The sequence below is a fragment of the Nonomuraea harbinensis genome (genome assembly GCF_019396385.1).
GTDB classification, from domain to species: Bacteria; Actinomycetota; Actinomycetes; order Streptosporangiales; family Streptosporangiaceae; genus Nonomuraea; species Nonomuraea ferruginea.
In genome coordinates, this window is record NZ_JAHKRN010000003.1 from 41,901 (window position 1) to 64,789 (window position 22,889).

Sequence of the window (22,889 nt, forward strand, 5' to 3'; positions counted from 1 at the left end):
TACGGGAGGCAAAGCGGTGGCCACGGGCAAGGACCGGCAGAAGCAGCTGGCACGCGAGCACTACGAGCGCCAACAGCAGCGCCGGCTCGAGCGCGAGCAGCGCAACAAGCGCATGGCGATCATCGGCTCCACCGTGGGCGTCGTCGTCGTGGTCGGCGGCATCGTGGCCTCGGTCGCCCTGCTGGGCGGCGGCGACGAGCCCACCGAGGCGGCCGCCGAGCCGTCGGCGCAGGCGAGCACGTCCGCCCCGGCGGTCGCTCAGCCGAAGCCCTACGACGAGAAGACCGGCACCTGCGGCTATGTCGCCGACACCGGCGGCGGTCAGGTCAAGGACGTCGGCATGCCGCCGGAGAAGGTGGACCTGAAGCCGGCCAAGAAGACGATGACGATGAAGACCGGTCTCGGCGACATCGTGGTCGAGCTCGACAACGCCAAGGCGCCGTGCACCGTCAACTCGCTGCAGTTCCTGGCGGAGAAGGACTATTACGACGGCAGCAAGTGCCACCGGCTCGGCAACGAGCAGTTCCCGATGCTGCAGTGCGGCGACCCGACGGCCAAGGCCGACGGCAAGAGCCAGACCGACGGCTCGGGCGGCCCCGGCTACGTGCTGGTGGAGGAGAACACCAAGGGCGCCAAGTACAAGCGGGGCGTGATGGCGATGGCCAAGACGCAGGCCCCGGGCAGCACGGGCAGCCAGTTCTTCCTGGTGTACGGCGATATCCAGCTCGACCCGCTTTACACACCGGTGGGTACGATCACGAAGGGGCTCGACATCCTGGACAAGGTGAACAAGGCGGGTGTCCTGGCAGGTACGGCTGACGGCACCGGAGCGCCGAAGGAAACCGTGGAAATCAAAGACGTGACAATCGCTGGCAAGAGCTGACGTAATACAAACTAGGGACGAACAGTCCCGAAGGGTCTGATGGAAAGTGCGGGAGGACACGGTGAGCACCGACCCGTGGGGCCGGGTAGACGACGACGGCACCGTCTACGTGCGAACGGCTGAGGGAGAGCGGGCCGTCGGGTCCTGGCAGGCCGGCGAACCCGAAGAGGCGCTGGCCTACTTCCATCGCAAGTACGACGAGCTGGCGGGCCAGGTCCAGCTGCTGGAGCAGCGGGTGCGCGGCACCGACCTGGCGCCCGCGCAGGCCGAGGCGAGCATCGTCAAGCTGCGCGAGGCCGTGGCCGACGCGCACGCCGTCGGTGACCTCGGCGCGCTGACGGCCCGGCTCGACGGGCTGACCGCGCTGGTCGCGCAGCGCCGCGAGGAGCTGAAGGCGGCGCGCGAGGTCGCCCGCGCCGAGGCCAGGGCCGTCAAGGAGCGGATCGTCGCCGAGGCCGAGCGCATCGCCGAGGAGACCACCCACTGGAAGTCCGGCGGCGAGCGGCTGCGCCAGCTCGTCGAGGAGTGGAAGGCCGCCGACCGGATCGACAGGGTGACGGAGGCGCAGCTGTGGAAGCGCCTGTCGACCGCCCGCACCGCCTTCGCCAAGCGGCGCAAGGCCTACTTCGCCACCCTCGACGAGCAGCGCGAGGGTGTGCGTGCCACCAAGGAGGCCATCGTCGCCGAGGCCGAGGCGATCGCCGACTCCACCGACTGGGGGCAGACCGCGGCCGTCTACCGGGATCTGATGCAGCGCTGGAAGAGCGCCGGCCGGGCCTCCAGGGAGGTCGAGGACGAGCTGTGGGGTCGCTTCAAGGCCGCCCAGGACCAGTTCTTCCAGGCCCGCTCGGCGGTGTTCGCCGAGCGTGACGCCTCGCTCGCCGCCAACGCGCAGGTGAAGGAGGAGCTGCTGATCGAGGCCGAGAAGCTGCTCCCGGTCACCGACGTGCGCACCGCCAGGGGCCAGCTCCGCCACATCCTGGAGCGCTGGGAGGCGGCCGGCCCGGTGCCCCGCGAGCACCGCGACCGCCTGGAAGGCGGGCTGCGCAAGGTCGACGAGGCCGTGCGCAAGGCCGAGGACGCCGAGTGGAAGCGCTCCAACCCCGAGGCCCGCGCCCGCGCCCAGAGCACCGTCGACCAGCTGCGCACCTCCATCGAGCAGTTGGAGAAGCGCCTGGCCAAGGCGCAGGCGGCCGGACGGGCCAAGGACGTCATGGAGGCGGAGGAGGCCATCACGGCCCGCCGCGCCTGGCTGGAGGAGGCCGAGCGCACGCTCGCCGAGTTCAGCTGACCGAGCCCGGCTCGCGGTCCCTGCCCAGCGGAGGCGGGGCCGGCGAGCCGGAGGTCTCGATCATGGTGTGCCCGGTTGGCTATCGTGGCCGCCATGGATCCTGTGAGCGAGGCCCGTGCCCTGGTCGACGAGCTGTTCCCGGAGGCGCTGTACGCCCTGCTCGGCGGCAGCGTGGCGGCCGGGCGCCGGACCCCCACCTCCGACCTCGACATCCTGGTCGTCGTCGACGGGCTCGCGGCACCGTACCGGGAGTCCCTGCGCCGGCACGACTGGCCGGTCGAGCTGCTCGTGCACAGCCAGACCAGTTTCGGGGCCTGGCTGGAGCGTGACTTCGGCAGCCGGCAGCCCGTGCTGGCCCGCCTCTGCGCCGAGGGGATCGTGCTGGCCGACCGGAGTGGCGGGCGGCTGGAGGCGCTCAGGGAGGAGCTGAGAGGGCGGCTGGAGCGCGGCCCGGGCGCTCCGCACGACGCCGCGCTCGGCAGGGCCCGCTACGTGCTGTCCGATCTGCTGGACGATCTGGCCGGGGTGACCGACCCGGGCGAGCGGGCGTTCATCGAGTGGAACGTGGTCGAGGAGGCCGCGCGGCTGGCGCTGTCGCTGGGCGGGCGCTGGCAGGGCGGCGGCAAGTGGCTGCTGCGTGAGCTGCGCGCGCACGACCCCGACCTGGCCCAGGCGCTGCTGAAGGCACGGGAGACGCCCGGCGAGCTGGCGGCGGTGGCCGCAGGGGTGCTGGAGCGGGCCGGTGGACGCCTGTGGGAGGGATACCGGGCCGACGGCGACGTCTTCCACCGTCCGCTGCGGCACGTCACTCCTGAGGACCTGTCCGGGGCGACGGCGCAGAGCGCGGGGATGCGCCGGCTGGCGGCGGTCAGCGACGCCACCACCGGCTCGCGGCGGCTCTGGATGGGCCAGACGCACGTGGCGCCCGCGACCCGCTCGGCCGACCACCATCACGGCGAGTCGGAGACCGCCATCTACGTGGTGAGCGGCAGGCCGGTGTTCGTGTTCCTGGAGGACGGCGGGGAGCGGCGGATCGAGACCGGGCCGGGCGACTACGTGTTCGTGCCGCCGTTCGTCCCGCACCGCGAGGAGAACCCGGACCCGGAGCAGGAGGCGGTGGTGGTCATCGCCCGCAGCACCCAGGAGGCGATCGTGGTCGACCTGCCGGACCTGCGGATGCGGTGACGGCGGCCCCTCAGCCGCCCGCGCCGCTGACGCGGTAGACGTCGTAGACGCCCTGGATGCCGCGCACGGCCTTCAGGACGTGGCCCAGGTGCTTGGGGTCGCCCATCTCGAAGGTGAACTTGCTGACGGCCACCCGGTCGCGCGAGGTGGTCACGGAGGCGCTCAGGATGTTGACGTGCTGGTCGGAAAGCGTACGGGTGACGTCGGACAGCAGCCTGGGCCGGTCGAGCGCCTCCACCTGGATGGCCACCAGGAACACGCTGTCGTCTCCGGGTGACCAGCTGACCTCCACCAGCCGGTCGGGCTGCGACCTGAGCTGCTGGATGTTGGTGCAGTCGGAGCGGTGGACCGAGACGCCGTGGCCGCGGGTGACGAAGCCGACGATCTCGTCGCCGGGCACGGGGGTGCAGCACTTCGACAGCCGCACCCACACGTCGGCGTCGCCCGCCACCACCACGCCCGCGCCGCCTCCACCCCTGGGGCGGCCGCGCAGCCGGGTCGGCAGCGAGGTCTCGGCGATGTCCTCCTCGGCGCTCTCCACGCCGCCGATGGACGCCACCAGCTTCTGCACGACCGTCTGGGCGGCCGTGTGGCCCTCTCCGACGGCCGCGTACAGCGCCGACACGTCGGGGTAGCGCAGGTCACGGGCGAGCGCCAGCAGCGCCTCGCCGGACATCAGGCGCTGCAGCGGCAGGCCCTGCTTGCGCATCGCCCGGCCGATGGCCTCCTTGCCCGCCTCGATCGCGGTCTCGCGGCGCTCCTTGGAGAACCACTGGCGGATCTTGTTACGGGCGCGGCCCGACTTGACGAACTTCAGCCAGTCGCGCGAGGGCCCGGCGTCGGGCGACTTGGAGGTGAAGATCTCGACCGTGTCGCCGTTGCCCAGCCGCGACTCCAGGGGCACCAGCCGGCCGTTGACCCGGGCGCCGATGCAGCGGTGGCCCACCTCGGTGTGGACCGCGTAGGCGAAGTCGACCGGGGTGCCGCCCTCGGGCAGGGCGATGACCTGGCCCTTCGGGGTGAAGACGTAGACCTCCGACACCGACAGGTCGAACCGGAGCGACTCCAGGAACTCGCCCGGGTCGGCCGTCTCCTTCTGCCAGTCGAGGAGCTGGCGCAGCCAGGCCATGTCGCTGCCGGGCTTGACCTTGCCGACGGGGCCGGGCCCGCCGACCTCCTCCTTGTACTTCCAGTGCGCGGCCACGCCGTACTCGGCCCTGTGGTGCATGGCGTGGGTGCGGATCTGCAGCTCCACCGGCTTGCCCTCAGGACCGATCACCGTGGTGTGCAGCGATTGGTACATGTTGAACTTGGGCATCGCGATGTAGTCCTTGAACCGGCCGGGGACCGGGTTCCAGCGCGCGTGGATCGTTCCGAGCGCCGCATAGCAGTCGCGTACGGAGTCGACCAGGACCCGGATGCCCACCAGGTCGTAGATGTCGTCGAAGGCGACGTCGCGGGCGATCATCTTCTGGTAGACCGAGTAGTAGTGCTTCGGCCTGCCCTTGACCACGGCCCTGATGCGGGCCTCGCGCAGGTCGCCGGAGACCTTCTCGATGACCTCCTGCAGGAACAGGTCGCGCCGCGGCGCCCGCTCCGACACCATGCGCGCGATCTCGTCGTAGCGCTTGGGGTAGAGCATGGCGAAGGCGAGATCTTCTAGCTCCCACTTGATCGTGTTCATGCCCAGGCGGTGGGCCAGCGGGGCGAAGATCTCCAGCGTCTCGCGGGACTTCTGGTGGCGCTTGTGCTCCGGCAGGTAGCGCATCGTGCGCATGTTGTGGAGCCGGTCGGCCAGCTTGATGATCAGCACCCGGATGTCGCGCGACATGGCCACGACCATCTTGCGCACGGTCTCGGCCTGGGCCGCGTCGCCGAACTTGACCTTGTCGAGCTTGGTGACGCCGTCGACCAGCGAGGCGATCGTGTCGCCGAAGTCACCGCGCAACTCGTCGAGGCCGTAGGCGGTGTCTTCGACGGTGTCGTGCAGCAGGGCCGCGCAGAGCGTCTCGTCGTCGGTGCCGAGCTCGGCCAGGATCGTCGCCACCGCCAGCGGGTGGGTGATGTACGGGTCGCCGCTCTTGCGCTTCTGGTCGCGGTGGTGGTGAGCCGCCACCTCGTAGGCACGCTCGATGACACGCAGGTCGGCCTTGGGGTGGGTGGCCCGGACGGTGCGGAAGAGCGGCTCCAGCACCGGATTCATGGCCCCACCCCCAAACCGCCGACGGCGCGCCGCGGGTGCGGCCGGCGCGGCATCGGCTTGCGCGGCGGCACCACTCGCGTCCGTTACGTCGGGCACGACCACATCACGGGGCACTCAGACTCCTTACGTTCGAGTCCAGATCCCCAGTGTATCCAGGCGACGCACCCGGACCGCCTCGGGTCCTCTCCTCAGACGATCAGCAGGGAGCGGGTCTCCACTCCCGTGAGGCGCTCGCGCCCCTTCAGGAAGGCGAGCTCCATCAGCACGGAGACGCCGACCACCTCGGCTCCCGTCCTGCGCACGAGCTCCACCGCCGCCGCCGCCGTGCCGCCCGTGGCCAGCACGTCGTCGACGATGAGCACCCGGTCGCCGGGCGAGAAAGCGTCGTCGTGCACCTCGATGGTCGCCGAACCGTATTCCAGATCGTAGGACTCTTCGAGCACGGCGGCAGGCAGTTTGCCCTTCTTACGCACAGGTACGAAGCCGGCACCCTCCTGGTAGGCCACCGGCGCGGCCAGGATGAAGCCGCGCGCCTCGATGCCCACGATCTTGTCGGCCTCGAACCCGTCGGCCAGGGCGTCCACCACGGCGCAGAACACGGCGTGGTCGGCGAGCAGCGGGGTGATGTCCTTGAACACCACGCCGGGCTTGGGGTAGTCGGGCACGTCCCGGATGCGGTCCAGGATCAGCGCGGTCAGGTCGCTCATGAGGTGCTCCTCGGAGGGGTCAAGGTGGGTGCCGACGTGGAGGGGTCCGCGTCCGCCGGGCTTCATGATGGCGCATCCCCGCCCCTGACGTCCCCACGGCTGCGCCCCCGCCCGGGAGGGACGGGGGCGCGTGCGAACAGGTCAGCCCTTGGCCGCGGCGGCGCGCCTGGCGCCCTTGCCGCCACCGGTGGAGGCGAGCCTCCTGGCGATGGCCTGGTACTTCGGCTCCCGCTCCTTGAGCGTCACCAGCAGCGGCGTGGCCACGCAGATCGACGAGTAGGTGCCGACCACCATGCCGACGAACAGGGCCAGCGCGAGGTCCTTCAGCGTGCCGGCGCCGAGCACGGTGGTGCCGATGAACAGGATCGCCGCCACCGGCAGGATCGCGACCAGCGACGTGTTCAGCGAGCGGATCAGCGTGTGGTTGAGCGCGTCGTTGGCGGCCATCGAGTAGGTCTGCTTCGACGTGGTGCCGAGCTTGGCCGTGACCTCCTTGATCATGTCGAACACCACGACCGCGTCGTAGAGCGAGTAACCCAGGATGGTCAGGAAGCCCAGCAGCGTCGCCGGCGTGACCTCGAACCCGGACCAGGCGTAGACGCCGGCCGTGATGACGAGGTCGTGCAGCAGCGCGACGATCGCGGCGAGCGCCATCTTCGGCTCGAACGCCATCGACAGGTAGGCGATGATCGCCACCATGAACGCGACCAGGCCCCACAGCGCCTTGGTGGAGACCTCACCGCCCCACGAGGCGCCGATCGACTGCACGTTGACCTGCTCGACGGGGGTGCCGAACTCCTTGGAGATCACGTCCTGCATCCGCAGGCTCTGGCTCTCGACGAGCGTCTCGGTGGTGACGCGGTAGCGGTCGCCGGCGGTCTGCACGATCGGCTGGTGGATGCCCTGCTCGCTGAACGTCTCGCGCACCTCCTGGACGCTGACGGTCTGCGTCGGCTGGAAGGAGAAGACCGAGCCGCCCTTGAACTCGACGCCCAGGTTGAGCCCGTTCCAGAGCAGGCCGGCGAAGGAGATCACCAGCAGGATGGCGGACAGGCTGTACCACAGCCGCCACTTCCCGACGAAGTCGACGTCGATCTCGCCCCGGTAGAGGCGTCGCCCCAGTCCCATCTCAGGCCTCCCGCGGGGTGGTCTTGCGGACGGATCCGCTGGTGTCGGCCACGCTCATGCGCTCGGCGTCCAGGCCGGACAGCGGATGCCCCTTGGCGAAGAACTTCAGTCTGGCCAGCAGCGCGATGAAGGGCTTGGTGAACATGAACACCACGACGACGTCGATCAGCGTGGTCAGGCCCATCGCGAAGGCGAAGCCGGCGACGCCGCCCACCGACAGCAGGTAGAGCACGATCGCGGCGATGAACATGACGGCGTCGGCGATCAGGATCGTGCGCCGGGCGCGGACCCAGGCCACTTCGACGGCCGCGCGGAGAGTCCGCCTGCCCTCCTTCATCTCGTCGCGTATGCGTTCGAAGTACACGATGAAAGAGTCGGCGGTGATGCCGATGGAGACCACCAGGCCGATGATGTGCGGCAGAGAGAGCCGGAAACCGGCGTTCTGCCCCAGCACGACCACCGCGGTGTAGGTCAGGATCGAGGCGACGACGAGGCTCAGCACGGCCACGATGCCGAGGCCGCGGTAGTAGAGCAGGCAGTAGACGACCACGAGGGCCAGGCCGATGACGCCGGAGATGAGGCCGCCCTGGAGCTGGTCCTGGCCGAGCGTCGAGGAGACCGTGTCGATGGAGCTGCGCTCGAACTTCAGCGGAAGCGCGCCGTACTTGAGCTGCTCGGCGAGTTCGGTGGCGGACTGCTGGTCGAACTGGCCGGTGATCTCGGCGCGGCCGCCGGGAATCGGGCTGATGATGTTGGGAGCGGTGATGACGACGCCGTCGAGGACCACCGCGACCTTGTTGCGCGGTTCCTGCGAGTTGTAGGCGGTGGAGGTGAGCTTGCTCCACTCCTGGGCGCCGGCGCTCTTGAAGTCGAGCTGGACCACCCATTCGGTGGTGCCCTGCTGGACTCCGGCTGTGGCGGTACTGATGTCGGTGCCGACGACCTTGGCTACGTCGAGGACGTACTTGAAGCTGCCGTTGGACTCACACGCGGCGTACTGCTTGCCGGGGTCGTCCTGGACTCCCTGGCCTCGGTTCTTCGGGTCGGTGCAGTCGAGCGCGGCGTACTGCTTGAGCACGGCCGGGTCGATGCCCTTGGTGTCGATCTGCGGGTTGGGGGTCTGCGCGTTGGGATCTGGTGCGGGCTCGTCGGTCGCTGACGGCGACGGTGTCGACTTCTTGTCCCTGTTGCCCCTGTCGCCCTGAGAGGGAGTCGGGGAAGTCGACGGCGCCGGGTCGGTCAGCGCCGACGAGAGCGCCTTCCCGGTCGGAGAGACTGACGGTGACCCCGAAGGCTGCGGCCTGGCCGACTGGCTCGGCGCGACCGACGGCGTCGACGACGGGGCCGTCGACGCCGTCGGGGAGACGTCCGGACTGGGCGCCTCGGTGGCGAGCTGTTCCTGCGCGATCGGAGTCATCTCCATCGCCAGGACCTGCCGGAAGCGGAGCTCCGCAGTGGTGGCGACCAGCTTGATGGCCTCGCTCTGCCCGACGCCCGGGATGGAGATGATGATGTTGTCGCCTGACTTGGCGACCTCGGCGTCGGAGATGCCGGTGCCGTTGACCCGGTCGCGGATGATGTTGACCGCGCGGTCGAGGATCTCCTCAGGAGGAGAGGCACCGTCCTGGGTGACCGGTGACAGTGTCACCGTCGTACCGCCGGCGAGATCGAGTCCTAGTTTCGGCGTGAACGCCTTCTGCAAGAACATCGTCCCGCCCAGGGCGAGGATGAGCGCCAGGAGCAGCAGGAGCGTTCGCCCCGGCTTGCTGTGGCTGCTGGTCGGTCGGGCCACTGGTCGTCAGTTCTTTCGGATTGGGGTCATGGGTTCAGGACTTCTTGCGGGAGTCCTGGTCGTCGTTGTGCTCCGCGCTCGTGTCACCGTCGGCCGGCTCGTCGGCGATGGGCTCGTCGGCCACCGGGTCACCCGGCGTGACGATACGGCCGATGGCGGCCTTGACCCAGCGCGTCTCGATGTTGGGCGCGATCTCGAGGACGACATCCTCATTGTCCACCGCGACGACGGTGCCGAACAGGCCTGTCGTCGTCATGACACGAGTGCCCGGCGTCAACGAGTTCTGCATCTGGATCGCCTCCTGCTGGCGCTTGCGCTGCGGGCGAATCAGCAGGAAGTAGAACACCACCACCAGAAGGATCAGCGGCGCGATGCTCATGAGTTGGTCCATCAGGGGCGACCTTCCATCGTCGTACAGTGAGTTGACACCGGCTTCCCGCCGGAAATTCCGCGGTTGCGGGCGGCGCCGCTCAGCGCATCAGCCTACACAGCCAGCCAAGCCACGGAGTGTAGGCGCTTGTTGCGAAACGCGGCAACGAGGCAGCGTTTCGGCGCGCGGGGAAGTTCCCGATTCGCAATGGTTGCAACCGATTCGTGATCAGGTGGAGGGTCCGGCACCGAACGCGTCGGGCGGTGGTGTCATGCCGAGATGCGTCCAGGCGGCGGCGGTGGCGACCCGGCCGCGCGGGGTGCGCGCGATCAGGCCCTGCCGCACCAGGAACGGCTCGGCCACCACCTCGACGGTCTCCGGCTCCTCCCCCACGGACACGGCGAGGGTGGACAGGCCGACGGGGCCGCCGCCGAACTTGCGCAGCAGCGCGCCGAGCACCGCCCGGTCGAGCCGGTCGAGCCCCTCGCCGTCGACCTCGTACAGCTCCAGCGCCCTGGCGGCCACCGCGCGGTCGACCACGCCGCCGGCGCGCACGTCGGCGTAGTCGCGCACGCGGCGCAGCAGCCGGTTGGCGATGCGGGGGGTGCCGCGCGAGCGCCTGGCGATCTCGTTGGCGGCGTCGTCGGGCAGCTCGACGGCGAGCAGCGCGGCCGAGCGGCGCAGCACCTGCTCCAGCTCGCCGGTCTCGTAGAAGTCCATGTGGGCGGTGAACCCGAACCGGTCGCGCAGCGGCGCCGGCAGCAGGCCGGCCCGGGTGGTGGCGCCGACGAGCGTGAACGGGGCGATGTCGAGCGGGATGGCGGTGGCGCCGGGCCCCTTGCCGACGACGATGTCGACGCGGAAGTCCTCCATCGCCATGTAGAGCATCTCCTCGGCGGGGCGGGCCATCCGGTGGATCTCGTCGATGAACAGCACCTCGCCCTCGCCCAGCGTCGACAGGATGGCCGCCAGGTCGCCGGCGCGCTCCAGCGCGGGGCCGGACGTGATGCGCAGCGGCGCGCTCAGCTCAGCCGCGATGATCATGGCGAGGGTCGTCTTGCCGAGCCCCGGCGACCCGTTCATCAGCACGTGGTCGGGCGGCCGCTGCCGCCGCAGCGCGCTCTCCAGCACCAGTGACAGTTGTTCGCGCACCCGGGCCTGGCCGATGAACTCCGCCAGCCGCTTGGGCCGCAGCGCCGCCTCGATCTGCCGCTCCTCGCCGTCGGCGTCGGGCGACACGAGCTCCCGCTCGAACGTCACGACACCACCTCCGCCGGGGATCGGGACGGGCCCACGCCCGCGGGGTGGCGGGTCATCGGACGCTCAGCGCCCGGAGCGCGGCCTTCAGGAGGGCGGCGATCTGCGGCGCGCGGCCGGCGGCCAGGTCGGCCTCCGCCTGGGGCTCGACGGCGGCGACGGCCTCGTCGGCGTCCTTGCCGGAGTAGCCCAGCCCGACCAGCCCCGAGTGGACCTGCTCGCGCCACAGGGTGTCCTTGCGCGAGCCGTTGAGCGCGGCGTCGACCGCCTCCGGGGAGGCGCCCAGGCGGTCTTTCAGCTCCAGGACGATGCGCTGGGCGCCCTTCTGGCCGATGCCCGGCACCTGGGTGAGCGCCTTGAGGTCGGCTCCGGCCACGGCCACGCGCAGGGCCTGCGGGGAGTGGACGGCGAGCATGGCCAGGGCGAGCTTGGGGCCGACGCCGCTGGCCGTCTGGAGCAGCTCGAAGACGGCCCGCTCGTCGTCGGTCGCGAAACCGTACAGGGTGAGCGACTCCTCGCGCACCACGAGCGAGGTGGCCAGGCGCGCCTCCTGCCCGGTCCTGAGCGTGGCGAGGGTGCCTGGCGTGCAGTGGACGAGGACGCCGACGCCGCCGACCTCGACGACGGCCGCGTCGGGGGCGACGGCGGCCACCCGGCCGGTCACGGAGGCGATCACGGCCGCACGCCCTTCCGCGAGGCGCGGGCGACGGCCTCGGCCAGGCGGTGCTGGGCGCCGCCGCGCCACACGTGGCAGATGGCCAGCGCCAGCGCGTCGGCGGCGTCGGCCGGCCTGGGCATCTCGCTCAGCCGCAGCAGCCGGGTGACCATGGCGCCGATCTGCTTCTTGTCGGCGGTGCCGCTGCCGGTGATGGCGGCCTTGACCTCGGACGGCGTGTGGAGCGCGACCGGCAGGCCGCGGCGGGCGGCGCACAGCACCGCGATGCCGGCGGCCTGGGCGGTGCCCATGACGGTGCGGACGTTGTGCTGGGCGAAGACCCGCTCGACCGCGACGGCGTCGGGGCGCACGTCGTCGAGCCACTGCTCGATGCCGGCCTCGATGCCGACGAGCCGGGCGCCCAGCTCGTCGCCGGCGGCGGTGCGGACCACCCCGACGGCCACCAGGCTGAGCGGCGCGCCCGGGCGCCCCTCGACGGCTCCCAGGCCGCACCGGGTCAGCCCCGGATCGACGCCCACCACCCGCACCGGCATGCCTCCCCGCCCCGCCGAACACTAGTTCGGCACGAGACTCTACCCCGCCCGGCCTGCTCGCGCACCGGGAAACGCCTGTCAGAAGTAGTCGAGCATGTACGGGCGAGCGGCGAACGCGGCGTCGAGCACCTCGTCGTGCCGCTCGTCGCCGGTCATGAGCCCGCCGCGCCGCAGCGTGGCGGTGGGGATGCCCGCGTACAGGGCCGAGAAGGCGTTCACGCTCAGCACGGGCGCGTCTTCCCCGGCGGCGTCCGCCTGGCCGAGCCAGGTGGCGGCGCCCGAGCCGTCCGCGAACTCCAGGCGCCACAAGCCCGCGTTGCCCGCCCGCAGCGGGTCATCCACCCGGACGACGGCGGCGGCTCCGACCGCGGCCGGATAGCCCCGGCGCGCCACCGCCTCCACCAGGTCGATGACCCGGAACATCCACCGCACCTGCTCGGTCTTCTCCTTCGACCGCTCGCGCAGCAGCCACAGCACCGGGTCGTCGGGCGCGACCACGGCCTTGACCTGCTTGGCGACCGACGAGGACGTGCCGACCAGCGACCACAGCGCCCTGGCGGTGTCGGCGGAGCCGGCGACCACGCCGTCCACCTCGATGTCCTGGCCGTCCCACCGGTAGACGGCGAACCCGTCGTCGGCCAGGTAGAGGAAGTCGTCCTCCTCGGACAGCCACAGCCGCCAGATGTCCTCCCCGTACGTGATGGGGCCGCTGGCGCGGGCGGCGCCGTGCAGCCGGTGCAGCAGGGCGATGACCTCGGCGGCGTCGTCGGGCCCCATCCGGCGGAGCTTGACGTCCTTGCCGGGCGGGATCGTGCGCAGCGCCTCGGCGGGCAGGGTCATCAGGTTCTGGGCGCCCGCGTGCTCGTAGCCGAGCGACCGGTAGATGGGGGTGGTGGCGGGATAGAGCGCCGACACGGCGTCGCCGAGCGCGGCGGCCCGCTCGATCACGGCGCGCATGATGAGGCTGCCGACGCCGCGCCCGCGGTCTTCCGGGCTGACGGTCACGCCGGCGACGCCGGACATGGGCTGCGGCCTGCCGTGCCACCACTGGGTGAAGGGCCGCAGCCGGGCGGCGGCCGCCATCCGGCCGCCGTCGAAGGCGCCCAGGTAGCGGCCCGCGGCCAGGGTCGGGTGCACCAGCTTGCGGAAGGTCTCCACGTGTCCGGCGGGGATGGGGCCGAAGGCGCGCTTGCGAAGGTCGAGCACGGCGTCGAGGTCGTCGGCCGTCAGGTCACGAATGTCCACAACCGTCCAACCTAAGCATCCGTGCCGTGCTCCCGCGACCCGATATCGCGCCCGACGGTGAGGGCGAGCCGGTCCAGGTACAGCAGTTGCGCCGCGACGGCGGCGGCGAGCGCGAGCACGATCGCGATCAGCGGTGTGGCGAGACCCACGTCGGCGCCGCCGCCGGGGAACTGGCTCGACGCCATGAACTGGGCGAGCGGCGCGGTGGCCAGGTCCGGCTGCTGGGTGACCAGGAGCGGCCAGAGCAGGTCCTGGGCGTTCACCAGCGTGACGGCGACGACCAGGACGCAGGCCATCGGGAACGAGGGCCTGACGACGCCTGAGAGCAGGTCGCCGGTGTTGCGCTCGGCCAGGCCTTTGCAGAGCAGGGTGAGGATGACCAGGGCGGGCACGCTGACGAGCAGCGGTGGCACGAGGGCGGCGACGGTGTCGACGAGACCGAGGCCGCGCAGGGTGTTCCAGTTGGCGATGCTGAGCGGGCCCGCGCCGACGAACAGCCAGGGGGCGAACGGCAGCAGCAGCCACTCGCTGCGCCTGCCCAGCGGGCGCAGGCCGCCGATGCCGAGCGCGCCGAGATAGGCGACGCCGACGGAGACCAGCGCGCCGGCGAAGGCGGGCAGCCAGGTGTTCAGGTGCACGTTCCGCCCGTGGGGCGCGCTCGCCTCCGCCGGCTGGAGAAGGGCGGACAGCCAGGGCCTGCTCCACAGGAAGACGAGGACGGTCGCCACGAGCAGCGCGGCCACCCCGACGGCCATGCCCGCCGCCGAGGGCTTCCGGGCGGTGTCCGGCTTCCCGGCCCCGGTCTCGTACGGGGCGCCCGGCGCGTACGGGTTGCCCGGAGGGGGCGCGGCACCGTACGGGATGCCCGCGCCCGGCGGCTGGCCGGGCAGCCCGGTCGCGAGCCCGGCGTCCTGCGGCTGGGCCTGGAAGTACGGACTGCCTGGGCCCGCCGCGGGAGCCCGCGCGGAGTGATCCTCGTCCGGAGCGGTGGCGGGGGTCACGGTGAGGCGCATGCGGGTGGCGATCGCGAGGATCGTGGCGGCGATGCCGAGCACGCCGAGGATCACGCCCGTCAGGGTGGCGATCGCGGCTCCCATGCCCAGCCTGGCCGCCCGCCAGGTGAACGTGTACTGCAGGAGCGCGAGTGTCTGAGTGGAGTCGCGCGGCCCGCCCCCGGTCAGCACCAGCCCGAGCGTGAACAACTGCAGCCCCGCCGCGACGGTGGCGAGCGCGACGATCCCGGCGACCGCGAGCATGGCCGGGGTGACGGTGCCGCCGCGCAGGGCGGGCAGGAACGCCAGGACGGCCAGCGCGCACACCACGCCGAAGGTGGCCGCGGCGACGATGAGCCGGAGCGTTCCCGGGGCGGTCGCCGGTTCGGCGAGGGAGCGTGCCATGGCCGTCAGGCCCTCGGCGTCCGGCCGGAGCCCGCGCAGCCAGGAGACGGCGACGGCGGCCGGCGCGAAGGTCACCAGGGACAGCGACAGCAGGATGCGCCCGGCCCGCCTGACCCAGGCGCCGCCCCGGTCGAGGGCGAGCGCCAGCAGCGGCGCGACCACCAGGGCGACGAGCAGCGGCATGATCGTCACCGACAGGGTGAAGCCGAGCGCCGGCCAGAACGAGTCGTCGCCGAGCAGCCGGCCGTAGTTGCCGAGCCCGGCGGACGCGCTCGGCCCCACGAGCCCGCCCGAGCGCAGGCTGAAGCCGATCGTCAGGACCGTGGGCAGGAGCAAGGTGATCAGCATGCCCAGCACGGCCGGCATGAGGAGCAGCCAGCCCAGCACCGGGGCCGGAGAGTCAGGAGTGCGGGAGGTCACGACGCCCGACCCTATGCCGATTCCGGCCCGCCCTGCTACGCGTCCGGGAACGTGCCGAGCGGGAACGACGCCCCCCTGGGACGGCCCTCAGGAAGCCGCTGACGGCACGCTGTGAGCCCTCGGCTACCCAGGCCGGACGACGCGCCCGCCTCCGCGCGACGGCGCGCTGAGCGCCCGCGAGGAGCAGGCTCGCGACGGCGGCCCGTCAGGCGTCGAGCTTCTCCATGACCTCGTCGGAGACGTCGAAGTTGGCGTAGACGTTCTGCACGTCGTCGCTGTCCTCGAGCGCGTCGATGAGCCGGAACACCTTCTTGGCGGCCTCCTCGTCGAGAGGCACGCTCATCGTCGGCAGGAAGCTGGAGTCGGCCGAGTCGTAGTCGATGCCGGCGTCCTGCAGCGCCTTGCGCACCGGCACCAGGTCGCCCGCCTCGCACACCACCTCGAACGACTCGCCCAGGTCGTTGACCTCCTCGGCGCCCGCGTCGAGCACGGCCATGAGCACGGTGTCCTCGTCGAGCCCGTCGCCGGGCACGATCACGACGCCCTTGCGGTTGAACATGTAGGACACCGAGCCGGGGTCGGCCAGCGAGCCGCCGTTGCGGGTCAGCGCGACCCGGACCTCCGAGGCGGCGCGGTTGCGGTTGTCGGTCAGACACTCGATGAGCACCGCGACGCCGCCGGGGGCGTAGCCCTCGTACATGATGACCTGGTAGTCGGCGCCGCCGGCCTCCAGGCCGCCGCCACGCTTGCGGGCCCGCTCGATGTTGTCGTTGGGGACCGAGTTCTTCTTCGCCTTGAAGATCGCGTCGAACAGCGTGGGGTTGGCATCCGGGTCAGGCCCCCCAGTCCTGGCCGCCACCTCGATGTTCTTGATGAGCTTCGCGAACAGCTTGCCGCGCTTGGCGTCGAGCGCGGCCTTCTTGTGCTTCGTCGTCGCCCATTTGGAGTGGCCGGACATCGCCTATAGCTCCCTCACCATGTCTACGAAGTATCGGTGCACGCGCGTGTCTCCCGTCAGCTCGGGATGGAACGACGTCGCGAGCAACGGCCCCTGTCGGACCGCGACGATCCTATCCCCAGGCTCGGCCCGCCCCAGCACGTCGACTCCCGGCCCGACCGATTCGACCCAGGGGGCGCGGATGAAGACGGCGTGCACGGGGGCGCCGGCGAAGTCGAGGCCGGCCTCGAAGGAGTCGACCTGGCGGCCGAAGGCGTTGCGCCTGACCACCATGTCGATGCCGCCGATCGTCTGCTGGCCGGCGACACCGTCCTCGATGCGGTCGGCCAGCATGATCATGCCGGCGCACGAGCCGTAGGCGGGCATGCCTTCCTTGACCCGCATCCGCAGCGGTTCGAGCATGTCGAAGGTCTCGGCGAGCTTCCACATGGTGGTCGACTCGCCGCCGGGGATGACCAGGGCGTCGACGGCGTCGAGCTCGGCCGGCCGGCGCACGGGGCGGGCCTCGGCGCCCGCCTCCTGGAGCATGCGCACATGCTCACGCACGTCGCCTTGCAGAGCGAGTACCCCGATTTCGGGCACGGTCGTCCTTCCGTCAGCTTCAGGGTGTCGTCCGTTCAACACCGCACATACCTGACATCTTCCTACAGAGCCAGTTCGGCGTAGAGCGGCCGGTGATCGGAGAGCGTGACGCCGTGGCCGACGTGGCAGCGGCGGACGGCGCCGGGCGGCGCGAACACGTAGTCGAGTTTCTTGCGCCTGCCGCTGCCCAGGTGCGTCCATCGTCCGGTGCGGTCGCCGCCGCGCTGGTCGCACTCCTGGTGACGCCGGTAGGCGGGGGCGACCGCGCGGCGGCCGGCGGCGGCGCCGGTGCGGCTGTCCGGCGGCGCGGCGTTCAGGTCGCCGCCGAAGACGGCCCGGTGGCCCTCCTTGGCGGCGACGTCGAGCAGCCTTCTTATCTGTTTGGTGCGGTAGGGGGCGCCCGGCTGCCTGTCGTCATACGGGGTGCCGGCCGACAGGTGGGTGTTGCAGGCGTGCACGCGGATGGCCCGAACGGTGGCGCAGAGGACGGCGCGGCGTACGTACCAGGGCGGGGAGGGCAGCGGGTGGACGCGGAAGTCGGCGTCGTGGCGGGCGACGGCGACGGCGACGCTCTGCGCGCCGCGCGGGCGGCCGAGGCGGTCGGGATGGCACGGGTACGGGACGCCGGCGGAGTCCAGCAGGCTCCAGGAGCCGACCGTCCAGGCGCGGCCGGTGCGGATCTCCAGCGTGCGTTCGAGGGTGTGGGTCGCGCCGGAGCAGAACTCCTGCAGGAAGATCACGTCCGGGCGGACGGGGGCGCCGATCACGTGCCCGCTGATGTTCCAGGCCAGCTCCTGGGCTCCGGCCCGGTAGAGGGCGCACGCCGCGTTCGTGCCCGCGCACACGTTCCAACTGAGCGCCGACAACCGGACCCGCCCGTCCGCCGCGACGCCCGTGACGGTCAGGGCCAGCGTGAGGATCAGCCGTGCGACCACGAACGCATCCAACCAGATGGCCAGACTCCCGCGGATCCCGTACGAGCAGACAGCAACCCAGCCCCACCCCGGCGAAACGGAACCTGGGAACCCCCCGGCCCCGTCACCGGGCGAGACCCGCAAGTCCCGCTTCCGGGACGACGCCACGAGCGAGAGTCCGCGAACCCCCGACACGAACGTCACGAACCAGAGTCGGGAAAACCTAGTCTCGCGCGAGTGTCACCAGCCAAGGCCCGAAAACCCCGCCTTGGCACGGACGTCACAACTGCGGTCCCAGCCCACCTCCTGCGCGCACCATCACAACGCGCCCCAAAACTCCACCTCACGCGGTCATCACAACCGTCCGCGGCCCGAGAACCCTCCCCGCGCGAGCGTGACGCGCCAGACCCGAAAACCCCCACCTCGCGCGCGAGCGCCACGGGGCGATCCCACCTCCTGGAGGACCTCACGGGCGAGGCTCTGGGATCCGCGTCGGCGGAGAACGCCGCGCTCAGGATCTGCGGGTAACAGACCTCAGGCCTCACGGGCCGGCGTTGGGAATCCGCGTTGGAGGGAACGCCGCGCTCAGGACCCGTGGGGGCCAGCCCCCGGCCGCACGGGCGAGCGCCCGGGATCCGGTCGTCACGAAGGTGGCCTTGGTGTACGCCTCCGCGCCGGGTTCGCGTACGGTCGGCACCACCTTGCGGAGTGCGGCATCCCACCTCCTGGGAGGACCTCAGAGGCGAGGGTCTGGGATCGCCACGCGGGTAGCCGTCTCCGGGAGAGGAGGGCTGGGGGCGAGGTTCCACCCCCAGGAGGTTACGGGCGTTCGGTTTCCCAGCGGACGGTGTCCTCGGCCGTCATCTGGCCGCTGGAGCGGGCCGACGGGTCGAGCGGGCGCAGGTAGGTCTGCTGGACGCCCGGGACCCGGTCCTCGATCACGAAGGTGGCCTTGGTGTGCGCCTCCGCGCCGGGCTCGCGTACGGTCGGCACCACCTTGAAGTCGGCGGTGAGCCGCTCGCGCTCGACCCGGGTGATCACGTAGCCGCGCTGGTTGTTGTAGAAGCGCAGGTGGGGGTTGATGCCCAGGAAGGGGTGCGTGGCGGGGTCGGAGTCGGCGCCGTCGCCGCCGCTGGTGATGGAGGTGGCGACGAGTTCGGAGCCGACCGAGGGCCCGGTCGGGTCGTCGTAGTCGAGCTTGAGGTCGGCGGCCCAGTGGGCGTGCACGTCGCCGGTGAGCACGACCGGGTTGCGCACGCCGGCGTCGATCCAGCCCTGGGTGATGCGCCGCCGGGAGGCGACGTAGCCGTCCCAGGCGTCCTGGCTGGTGACCTTGGCGGGGCCGGCGTTGTTGTCGCGCTGGGCGAAGAACACCTGCTGGCCGAGGACGTCCCACTGGGCGCCGGAGCGGCGGAAGCCGTCGAGCAGCCACTCCTCCTGCCGGGCGCCGGTGATGGACCTGGCGGGGTCGGTGGCGTCGGGGCAGTCGCGGTAGCCGTCGCCGCAGCCCTGGTCGTCGCGGTACTGGCGGGTGTCGAGCATGTGGAAGGTGGCCATCCGGCCCCACCGCACCCGCCGGAACAGCTGCATGTCGACGCCGCGCGGGATGGAGTCGCGGCGCAGCGGCATGTTCTCGTAGTAGGCGCGGAAGGCGGCCTCGCGCCGGGCGAGGAAGTCCGGCTGCGGCCGGTCGGGGCGCTCGGGGATCTCGCCGGCCCAGTTGTTGTCCACCTCGTGGTCGTCCCAGACGACCAGCCACGGCGCGGCGGCGTGCGCGGCCCGCAGGTCGGGGTCGGTCTTGTACTGGGCGTGCCGGAGCCGGTAGTCGGCGAGGGTCTCGGTCTCCGGGCCCTCGTGGTCGCGGACGTTGCCGCCGGGGGCCTCGTAGCTGTTCCTGGCGTACTCGTACTGGTAGTCGCCCAGGTGCAGGATGAGGTCGGGGTGCTCCTCGGCGAGCCTGCGGTAGGCGGTGAAGTAGCCGTGCTCGTACTGGCTGCAGGAGACGAAGGCCATCGCCAGCGGGCCGCCGTAGGAGTGCGGGTGCGGCGCGGTGCGGGCGCGCCCGACAGGCGAGACGTACGGGCCGGCGCGGAAGCGGTACCAGTAGTCGCGTCCGGCGCTGAGGCCGTCCAGCTCGACGTGCACGCTGTGACCCCATTCCGGCGCGGCGACGGCGACGCCGGAGCGGACCGGGCGGCGGCAGCGCTCGTCGGCGTACACCTGCCAGCGCACCTGGACGGGCCGGGCCGGCATGCCGCCGAGGCCGTCCTCGGCCAGCGGCTGCGGGGCGAGCCTGGTCCACAGCACGAAGCCGTCGCTGCCGGGGTCGCCGCAGGCGACGCCGAGGGTGAAGGGATCGGTGCGCGGATCGCGTGAGGCGAGGGCCTGCGCGGTCCCTGGGTCCGCGTGCGCGGCGGCGGGGACGGCGGCGGGCACGGCGGCGGCCGCGCCGGCCGCCAGACCGGTGACGAGGAAGTGCCGGCGGTTGAGCTCGGGCATGGGAGGCTCCTGAGGAGGCGATCATGGCCAGGGGGACGTCCGTATCCTGACTGGTGATCCTGACTCCCGAGTGAACGCCGATCAACACAAAAATGGCGACATCCTTCGCGGATGTCGCCATTCTCGGAAATAAGCACCCACTGTACGGGTCACCCGCCGGACAAGATCGTCTCATCCGGCGGGCCCGGACACGGGGTGCGACGCGCCGGTTACCAGCCGCGCTCGGCCAGGCGGTGCGGCTGCGGGATCTCGTCGACGTTGATGCCGACCATGGCCTCGCCCAGGCCGCGCGAGACCTTGGCGATGACGTCGGGGTCGTCGTGGAAGGTGGTGGCCTTGACGATGGCGGCGGCGCGCTTGGCCGGGTCGCCCGACTTGAAGATGCCGGAGCCGACGAACACGCCCTCGGCGCCGAGCTGCATCATCATCGCGGCGTCGGCCGGTGTGGCGATGCCGCCCGCGGTGAACAGCACGACCGGCAGCTTGCCGGCCTTGGCCACCTCGGCGACCAGCTCGTACGGGGCCTGCAGCTCCTTGGCGGCGACGTACAGCTCGTCCTCGGGCAGCGAGGCGAGGCGCTTGAGCTCGCCGCGGATGGTGCGCATGTGGGTGACGGCGTTGGAGACGTCGCCGGTGCCGGCCTCGCCCTTGGAGCGGATCATGGCCGCGCCCTCGGTGATGCGGCGCAGGGCCTCGCCCAGGTTGGTGGCGCCGCACACGAAGGGCACCGTGAACTGCCACTTGTCGATGTGGTTGGCGTAGTCGGCCGGGGTGAGCACCTCGGACTCGTCGACGTAGTCGACGCCGAGCGACTGCAGCACCCGCGCCTCGAGGAAGTGGCCGATGCGGGCCTTGGCCATGACGGGGATCGAGACGGCGTTGACGATCCCGTCGATCATGTCGGGGTCGCTCATCCTGGAGACGCCGCCCTGCGCGCGGATGTCGGCGGGCACGCGCTCCAGGGCCATGACGGCGACCGCACCGGCGTCCTCGGCTATCTTCGCCTGCTCGGGGGTGACGACGTCCATGATGACGCCACCCTTGAGCATCTCCGCCATGCCTCGCTTGACGCGGGCGGTGCCGGTGCCGGTGGTCGACGGGGTTTCGGGCGTGCTGGTGGACAACGGTCTTCCTCACGAGCTAGGGGGGAACGGTAAGTTTTCAAACCCATCGTAGGTCCTGAGGCACTTCTCCCCCGCATGCCACCATGTCACGAATGGCGCGGAGTTTTGTACGTCACGGCGTCACGGGCTTGCGGCTGGCGAGCGCCACCCAGACCTGACCGGGCGCGAAGTTCATCGGCTCGCCGCTCTGTGTGGTGAACGTCGTGCCGCCCTCTTCGGATTCCCGCTCCCACCTCGCCTTGTACGCCTTGCCGTCGCGCAGCACGATGGCCGAGCCCTTGCCGACGGTCTTCACCAGCGGGGTGTAGCTCTGGTTGGAGTCGTGGAACTCGGAGCGCTCGGTCTTGGTGTACTGGATGACGACCGTGGACGCGCCGAGCTGGCCGCCCTCCGCCGCCACGTCCTTCTTGCCGTCCTGCCAGATCAGCCACTGCTTCTCGTCCTCCGACCAGCGGAAGGTGAAGCGGGCGGCGGGCCACTTGACGGTGTACGACGTGCGGTCGACGCCGCCCTCCGCGGGCGGGTCGCCGAAGGTGAAGCCGATGTCGCCGGCCTTGCTCGCCTGGCGGGCGGCGGCCAGCAGCTTCTTGGGCCTGGCGAACAGGTTGTAGGGGGCGTAGCGGCCGGGCTCGCGGTAGTAGGCGCCGGGCACCCGGCTGTCGGAGACGTCGTGCAGCGACGCCTCGGCGATGAACGGCAGCATCTTGGTCTGCGCGCCCGAGTACGCGAACGCGGGCTCGCCGAACATGGGCGCCACGTGCAGGTCGGTGATGCGGGCGCTGCGGACCGGCCCGATCTTGGCCGGGATCTTCGAGGAGAAGACCGCGATCAGGCGGGTCAGGCCGGCCTCGACCTGCGTGACGTACACGATGTCGGCGCTCTTGAGACCCATCTGCGGCTTGCCCGCCGCGGTGTTCTCGATCTTGACGGCGAGCACCGGCTTCATCTTGTCGGCGGGCTGCCCGGTGAAGGGATGCAGGTTCTCCGGCGTCGGCTCCTCGGTCGGCGTGGCCGGCTCGCTGGCCTGCGGGGCGGCGCCCCCCGCGGGCTCGTCCGACGAGCAGGCCGTGACGGGGAGCAGAACAGCCAGCCCGGCCAGCGTCACGGTGATCATCCGGGGTAGCCGCACCTGTACACTCCTCCGCTTTTGCCCAGAACGGATGGAAGCTTACCGGTCTCCCTCAAACCGGGTCATTCAGTTGCCATCGTCGCGGGCGGATTGTCATCGATCTCGAAGAATTGCGGATACTCCGTATGACCCGCCAGGCGCAGCGTGCGCGCCAGCCACCGCCGCTGCGCCGCCCGCGTGACCGCGACCGCGTTGTTGTAGAAGCGGCGCGAGTAGACCACCTTGGCCACCGCGGCGTCCAGCTCCTCCAGCAGGTCCTGGCCGCCGGGCGACTCGCCCAGCCTCTCCCTGAACCGCTCCTGGTCCACCACCGCGCGCAGCGCCCCCGACAGGTCGCTCTCGGCGTGCTCGCGCTCCTCGGGGCCGGCCATCCTGGCCTCGTGCGCGGCCGCCGCCAGCACCAGCGAGGTCGCCGGGTCGAGCAGCCGGGAGCCTGCCAGCTCCAGCACCACGGCCCGCCGCCGCACCAGCGCCGCCTCCAGCGCCTCGCGGGCCAGCTCCAGCCGGATGTGCAGCCGGTCCAGGCGGCCCGCCCGCCAGGAGATGTAGACGGCCGTGAGCACCACGACGATGCCCACGACCAGGACGATCATCGT

The 22,889-nt window shown here is 71.4% G+C and carries 20 protein-coding genes; 3 read left to right on the forward strand and 17 right to left on the reverse strand.

The window, feature by feature from the left end:
• Window positions 1-16: 16 nt before the first annotated feature.
• From KME79_RS03660 to KME79_RS44525, 3 genes are all read left to right on the forward strand, one after another.
• Window positions 17-883, forward strand: coding sequence for a peptidylprolyl isomerase (locus KME79_RS03660; protein ID WP_219543320.1), 867 nt, complete (start codon window positions 17-19; stop codon window positions 881-883).
• Window positions 884-944: 61 nt separating this feature from the next.
• Complete coding sequence (locus KME79_RS03665) at window positions 945-2,174, forward strand: DUF349 domain-containing protein (protein WP_219543321.1); 1,230 nt, start codon at window positions 945-947, stop codon at window positions 2,172-2,174.
• A gap of 93 nt (window positions 2,175-2,267) precedes the next feature.
• On the forward strand, window positions 2,268-3,359 hold the full coding sequence (locus KME79_RS44525; protein WP_246639243.1) for a cupin domain-containing protein: 1,092 nt from the start codon (window positions 2,268-2,270) through the stop codon (window positions 3,357-3,359).
• 10 nt (window positions 3,360-3,369) lie between these two features.
• On the opposite strand, the gene KME79_RS03675 is transcribed toward KME79_RS44525, so the two are convergent.
• From KME79_RS03675 to KME79_RS03755, 17 genes are all read right to left on the reverse strand, one after another.
• Window positions 3,370-5,562 (reverse strand): RelA/SpoT family protein, encoded by a 2,193-nt coding sequence (locus KME79_RS03675; protein WP_148031193.1) that lies wholly within the window; start codon window positions 5,560-5,562, stop codon window positions 3,370-3,372.
• Between the two features lie 188 nt (window positions 5,563-5,750).
• Window positions 5,751-6,269 (reverse strand): adenine phosphoribosyltransferase, encoded by a 519-nt coding sequence (locus tag KME79_RS03680; RefSeq protein ID WP_148031192.1) that lies wholly within the window; start codon window positions 6,267-6,269, stop codon window positions 5,751-5,753.
• A gap of 141 nt (window positions 6,270-6,410) precedes the next feature.
• Complete coding sequence (gene secF / locus KME79_RS03685; RefSeq protein ID WP_148031191.1) at window positions 6,411-7,397, reverse strand: protein translocase subunit SecF; 987 nt, start codon at window positions 7,395-7,397, stop codon at window positions 6,411-6,413.
• A 1-nt stretch (window position 7,398) separates the two neighbouring features.
• Window positions 7,399-9,189 (reverse strand): protein translocase subunit SecD, encoded by a 1,791-nt coding sequence (gene secD / locus KME79_RS03690; protein ID WP_261808501.1) that lies wholly within the window; start codon window positions 9,187-9,189, stop codon window positions 7,399-7,401.
• A gap of 34 nt (window positions 9,190-9,223) precedes the next feature.
• Window positions 9,224-9,568: a preprotein translocase subunit YajC gene (yajC, locus tag KME79_RS03695; protein ID WP_246639244.1), complete on the reverse strand. Its 345-nt coding sequence runs from the start codon at window positions 9,566-9,568 to the stop codon at window positions 9,224-9,226.
• A gap of 219 nt (window positions 9,569-9,787) precedes the next feature.
• Window positions 9,788-10,819 (reverse strand): Holliday junction branch migration DNA helicase RuvB, encoded by a 1,032-nt coding sequence (gene ruvB, locus KME79_RS03700; protein ID WP_219543322.1) that lies wholly within the window; start codon window positions 10,817-10,819, stop codon window positions 9,788-9,790.
• 52 nt (window positions 10,820-10,871) lie between these two features.
• The gene (gene ruvA, locus KME79_RS03705; protein ID WP_219543323.1) at window positions 10,872-11,492 is read right to left on the reverse strand and encodes a Holliday junction branch migration protein RuvA; all 621 of its coding nucleotides are present in this window, start codon (window positions 11,490-11,492) and stop codon (window positions 10,872-10,874) included.
• Window positions 11,489-12,019, reverse strand: a complete 531-nt coding sequence (ruvC, locus tag KME79_RS03710; RefSeq protein ID WP_219543472.1) for a crossover junction endodeoxyribonuclease RuvC — start codon at window positions 12,017-12,019, stop codon at window positions 11,489-11,491. Before ruvC ends, ruvA begins: the two co-directional genes overlap by 4 nt.
• Before the next feature lie 84 nt (window positions 12,020-12,103).
• Window positions 12,104-13,270 (reverse strand): GNAT family N-acetyltransferase, encoded by a 1,167-nt coding sequence (locus tag KME79_RS03715; protein ID WP_308248772.1) that lies wholly within the window; start codon window positions 13,268-13,270, stop codon window positions 12,104-12,106.
• 11 nt (window positions 13,271-13,281) lie between these two features.
• The gene (locus KME79_RS03720; protein WP_219543324.1) at window positions 13,282-15,087 is read right to left on the reverse strand and encodes a carbohydrate ABC transporter permease; all 1,806 of its coding nucleotides are present in this window, start codon (window positions 15,085-15,087) and stop codon (window positions 13,282-13,284) included.
• A 205-nt stretch (window positions 15,088-15,292) separates the two neighbouring features.
• Window positions 15,293-16,045: a YebC/PmpR family DNA-binding transcriptional regulator gene (locus tag KME79_RS03725; protein WP_148031186.1), complete on the reverse strand. Its 753-nt coding sequence runs from the start codon at window positions 16,043-16,045 to the stop codon at window positions 15,293-15,295.
• Window positions 16,046-16,048: 3 nt separating this feature from the next.
• Window positions 16,049-16,627 carry a pyridoxal 5'-phosphate synthase glutaminase subunit PdxT gene (gene pdxT / locus KME79_RS03730; RefSeq protein ID WP_148031185.1) on the reverse strand — a complete coding sequence of 193 codons (579 nt, stop codon included), beginning with the start codon at window positions 16,625-16,627 and terminating at the stop codon, window positions 16,049-16,051.
• A gap of 62 nt (window positions 16,628-16,689) precedes the next feature.
• The gene (locus KME79_RS03735; RefSeq protein WP_219543325.1) at window positions 16,690-17,562 is read right to left on the reverse strand and encodes an endonuclease/exonuclease/phosphatase family protein; all 873 of its coding nucleotides are present in this window, start codon (window positions 17,560-17,562) and stop codon (window positions 16,690-16,692) included.
• Window positions 17,563-18,360: 798 nt separating this feature from the next.
• The gene (locus tag KME79_RS03740; RefSeq protein ID WP_219543326.1) at window positions 18,361-20,040 is read right to left on the reverse strand and encodes an alkaline phosphatase D family protein; all 1,680 of its coding nucleotides are present in this window, start codon (window positions 20,038-20,040) and stop codon (window positions 18,361-18,363) included.
• Between the two features lie 209 nt (window positions 20,041-20,249).
• Window positions 20,250-21,164, reverse strand: a complete 915-nt coding sequence (gene pdxS / locus KME79_RS03745; RefSeq protein ID WP_148031182.1) for a pyridoxal 5'-phosphate synthase lyase subunit PdxS — start codon at window positions 21,162-21,164, stop codon at window positions 20,250-20,252.
• A 112-nt stretch (window positions 21,165-21,276) separates the two neighbouring features.
• A complete protein-coding gene (locus tag KME79_RS03750; RefSeq protein ID WP_308248773.1) occupies window positions 21,277-22,293 on the reverse strand; it encodes a DUF3048 domain-containing protein in 1,017 nt (338 codons plus the stop codon).
• A gap of 62 nt (window positions 22,294-22,355) precedes the next feature.
• The gene (locus KME79_RS03755) at window positions 22,356-22,886 is read right to left on the reverse strand and encodes a LemA family protein (RefSeq protein WP_219543475.1); all 531 of its coding nucleotides are present in this window, start codon (window positions 22,884-22,886) and stop codon (window positions 22,356-22,358) included.
• Window positions 22,887-22,889: the final 3 nt, after the last annotated feature.

Bases quoted from the DNA above. Each gene is read 5' to 3' on its own strand.
- KME79_RS44525 (WP_246639243.1), top strand. From the start codon at position 2,268: ATGGATCCTGTGAGCGAGGCCCGTGCCCTGGTCGACGAGCTGTTCCCG.
- KME79_RS03675 (WP_148031193.1), bottom strand. From the start codon at position 5,562: ATGAATCCGGTGCTGGAGCCGCTCTTCCGCACCGTCCGGGCCACCCAC.
- KME79_RS03680 (WP_148031192.1), bottom strand. From the start codon at position 6,269: ATGAGCGACCTGACCGCGCTGATCCTGGACCGCATCCGGGACGTGCCC.
- secF (WP_148031191.1), bottom strand. From the start codon at position 7,397: ATGGGACTGGGGCGACGCCTCTACCGGGGCGAGATCGACGTCGACTTC.
- yajC (WP_246639244.1), bottom strand. From the start codon at position 9,568: ATGAGCATCGCGCCGCTGATCCTTCTGGTGGTGGTGTTCTACTTCCTG.
- KME79_RS03725 (WP_148031186.1), bottom strand. From the start codon at position 16,045: ATGTCCGGCCACTCCAAATGGGCGACGACGAAGCACAAGAAGGCCGCG.
- KME79_RS03740 (WP_219543326.1), bottom strand. From the start codon at position 20,040: ATGCCCGAGCTCAACCGCCGGCACTTCCTCGTCACCGGTCTGGCGGCC.
- KME79_RS03755 (WP_219543475.1), bottom strand. From the start codon at position 22,886: ATGATCGTCCTGGTCGTGGGCATCGTCGTGGTGCTCACGGCCGTCTAC.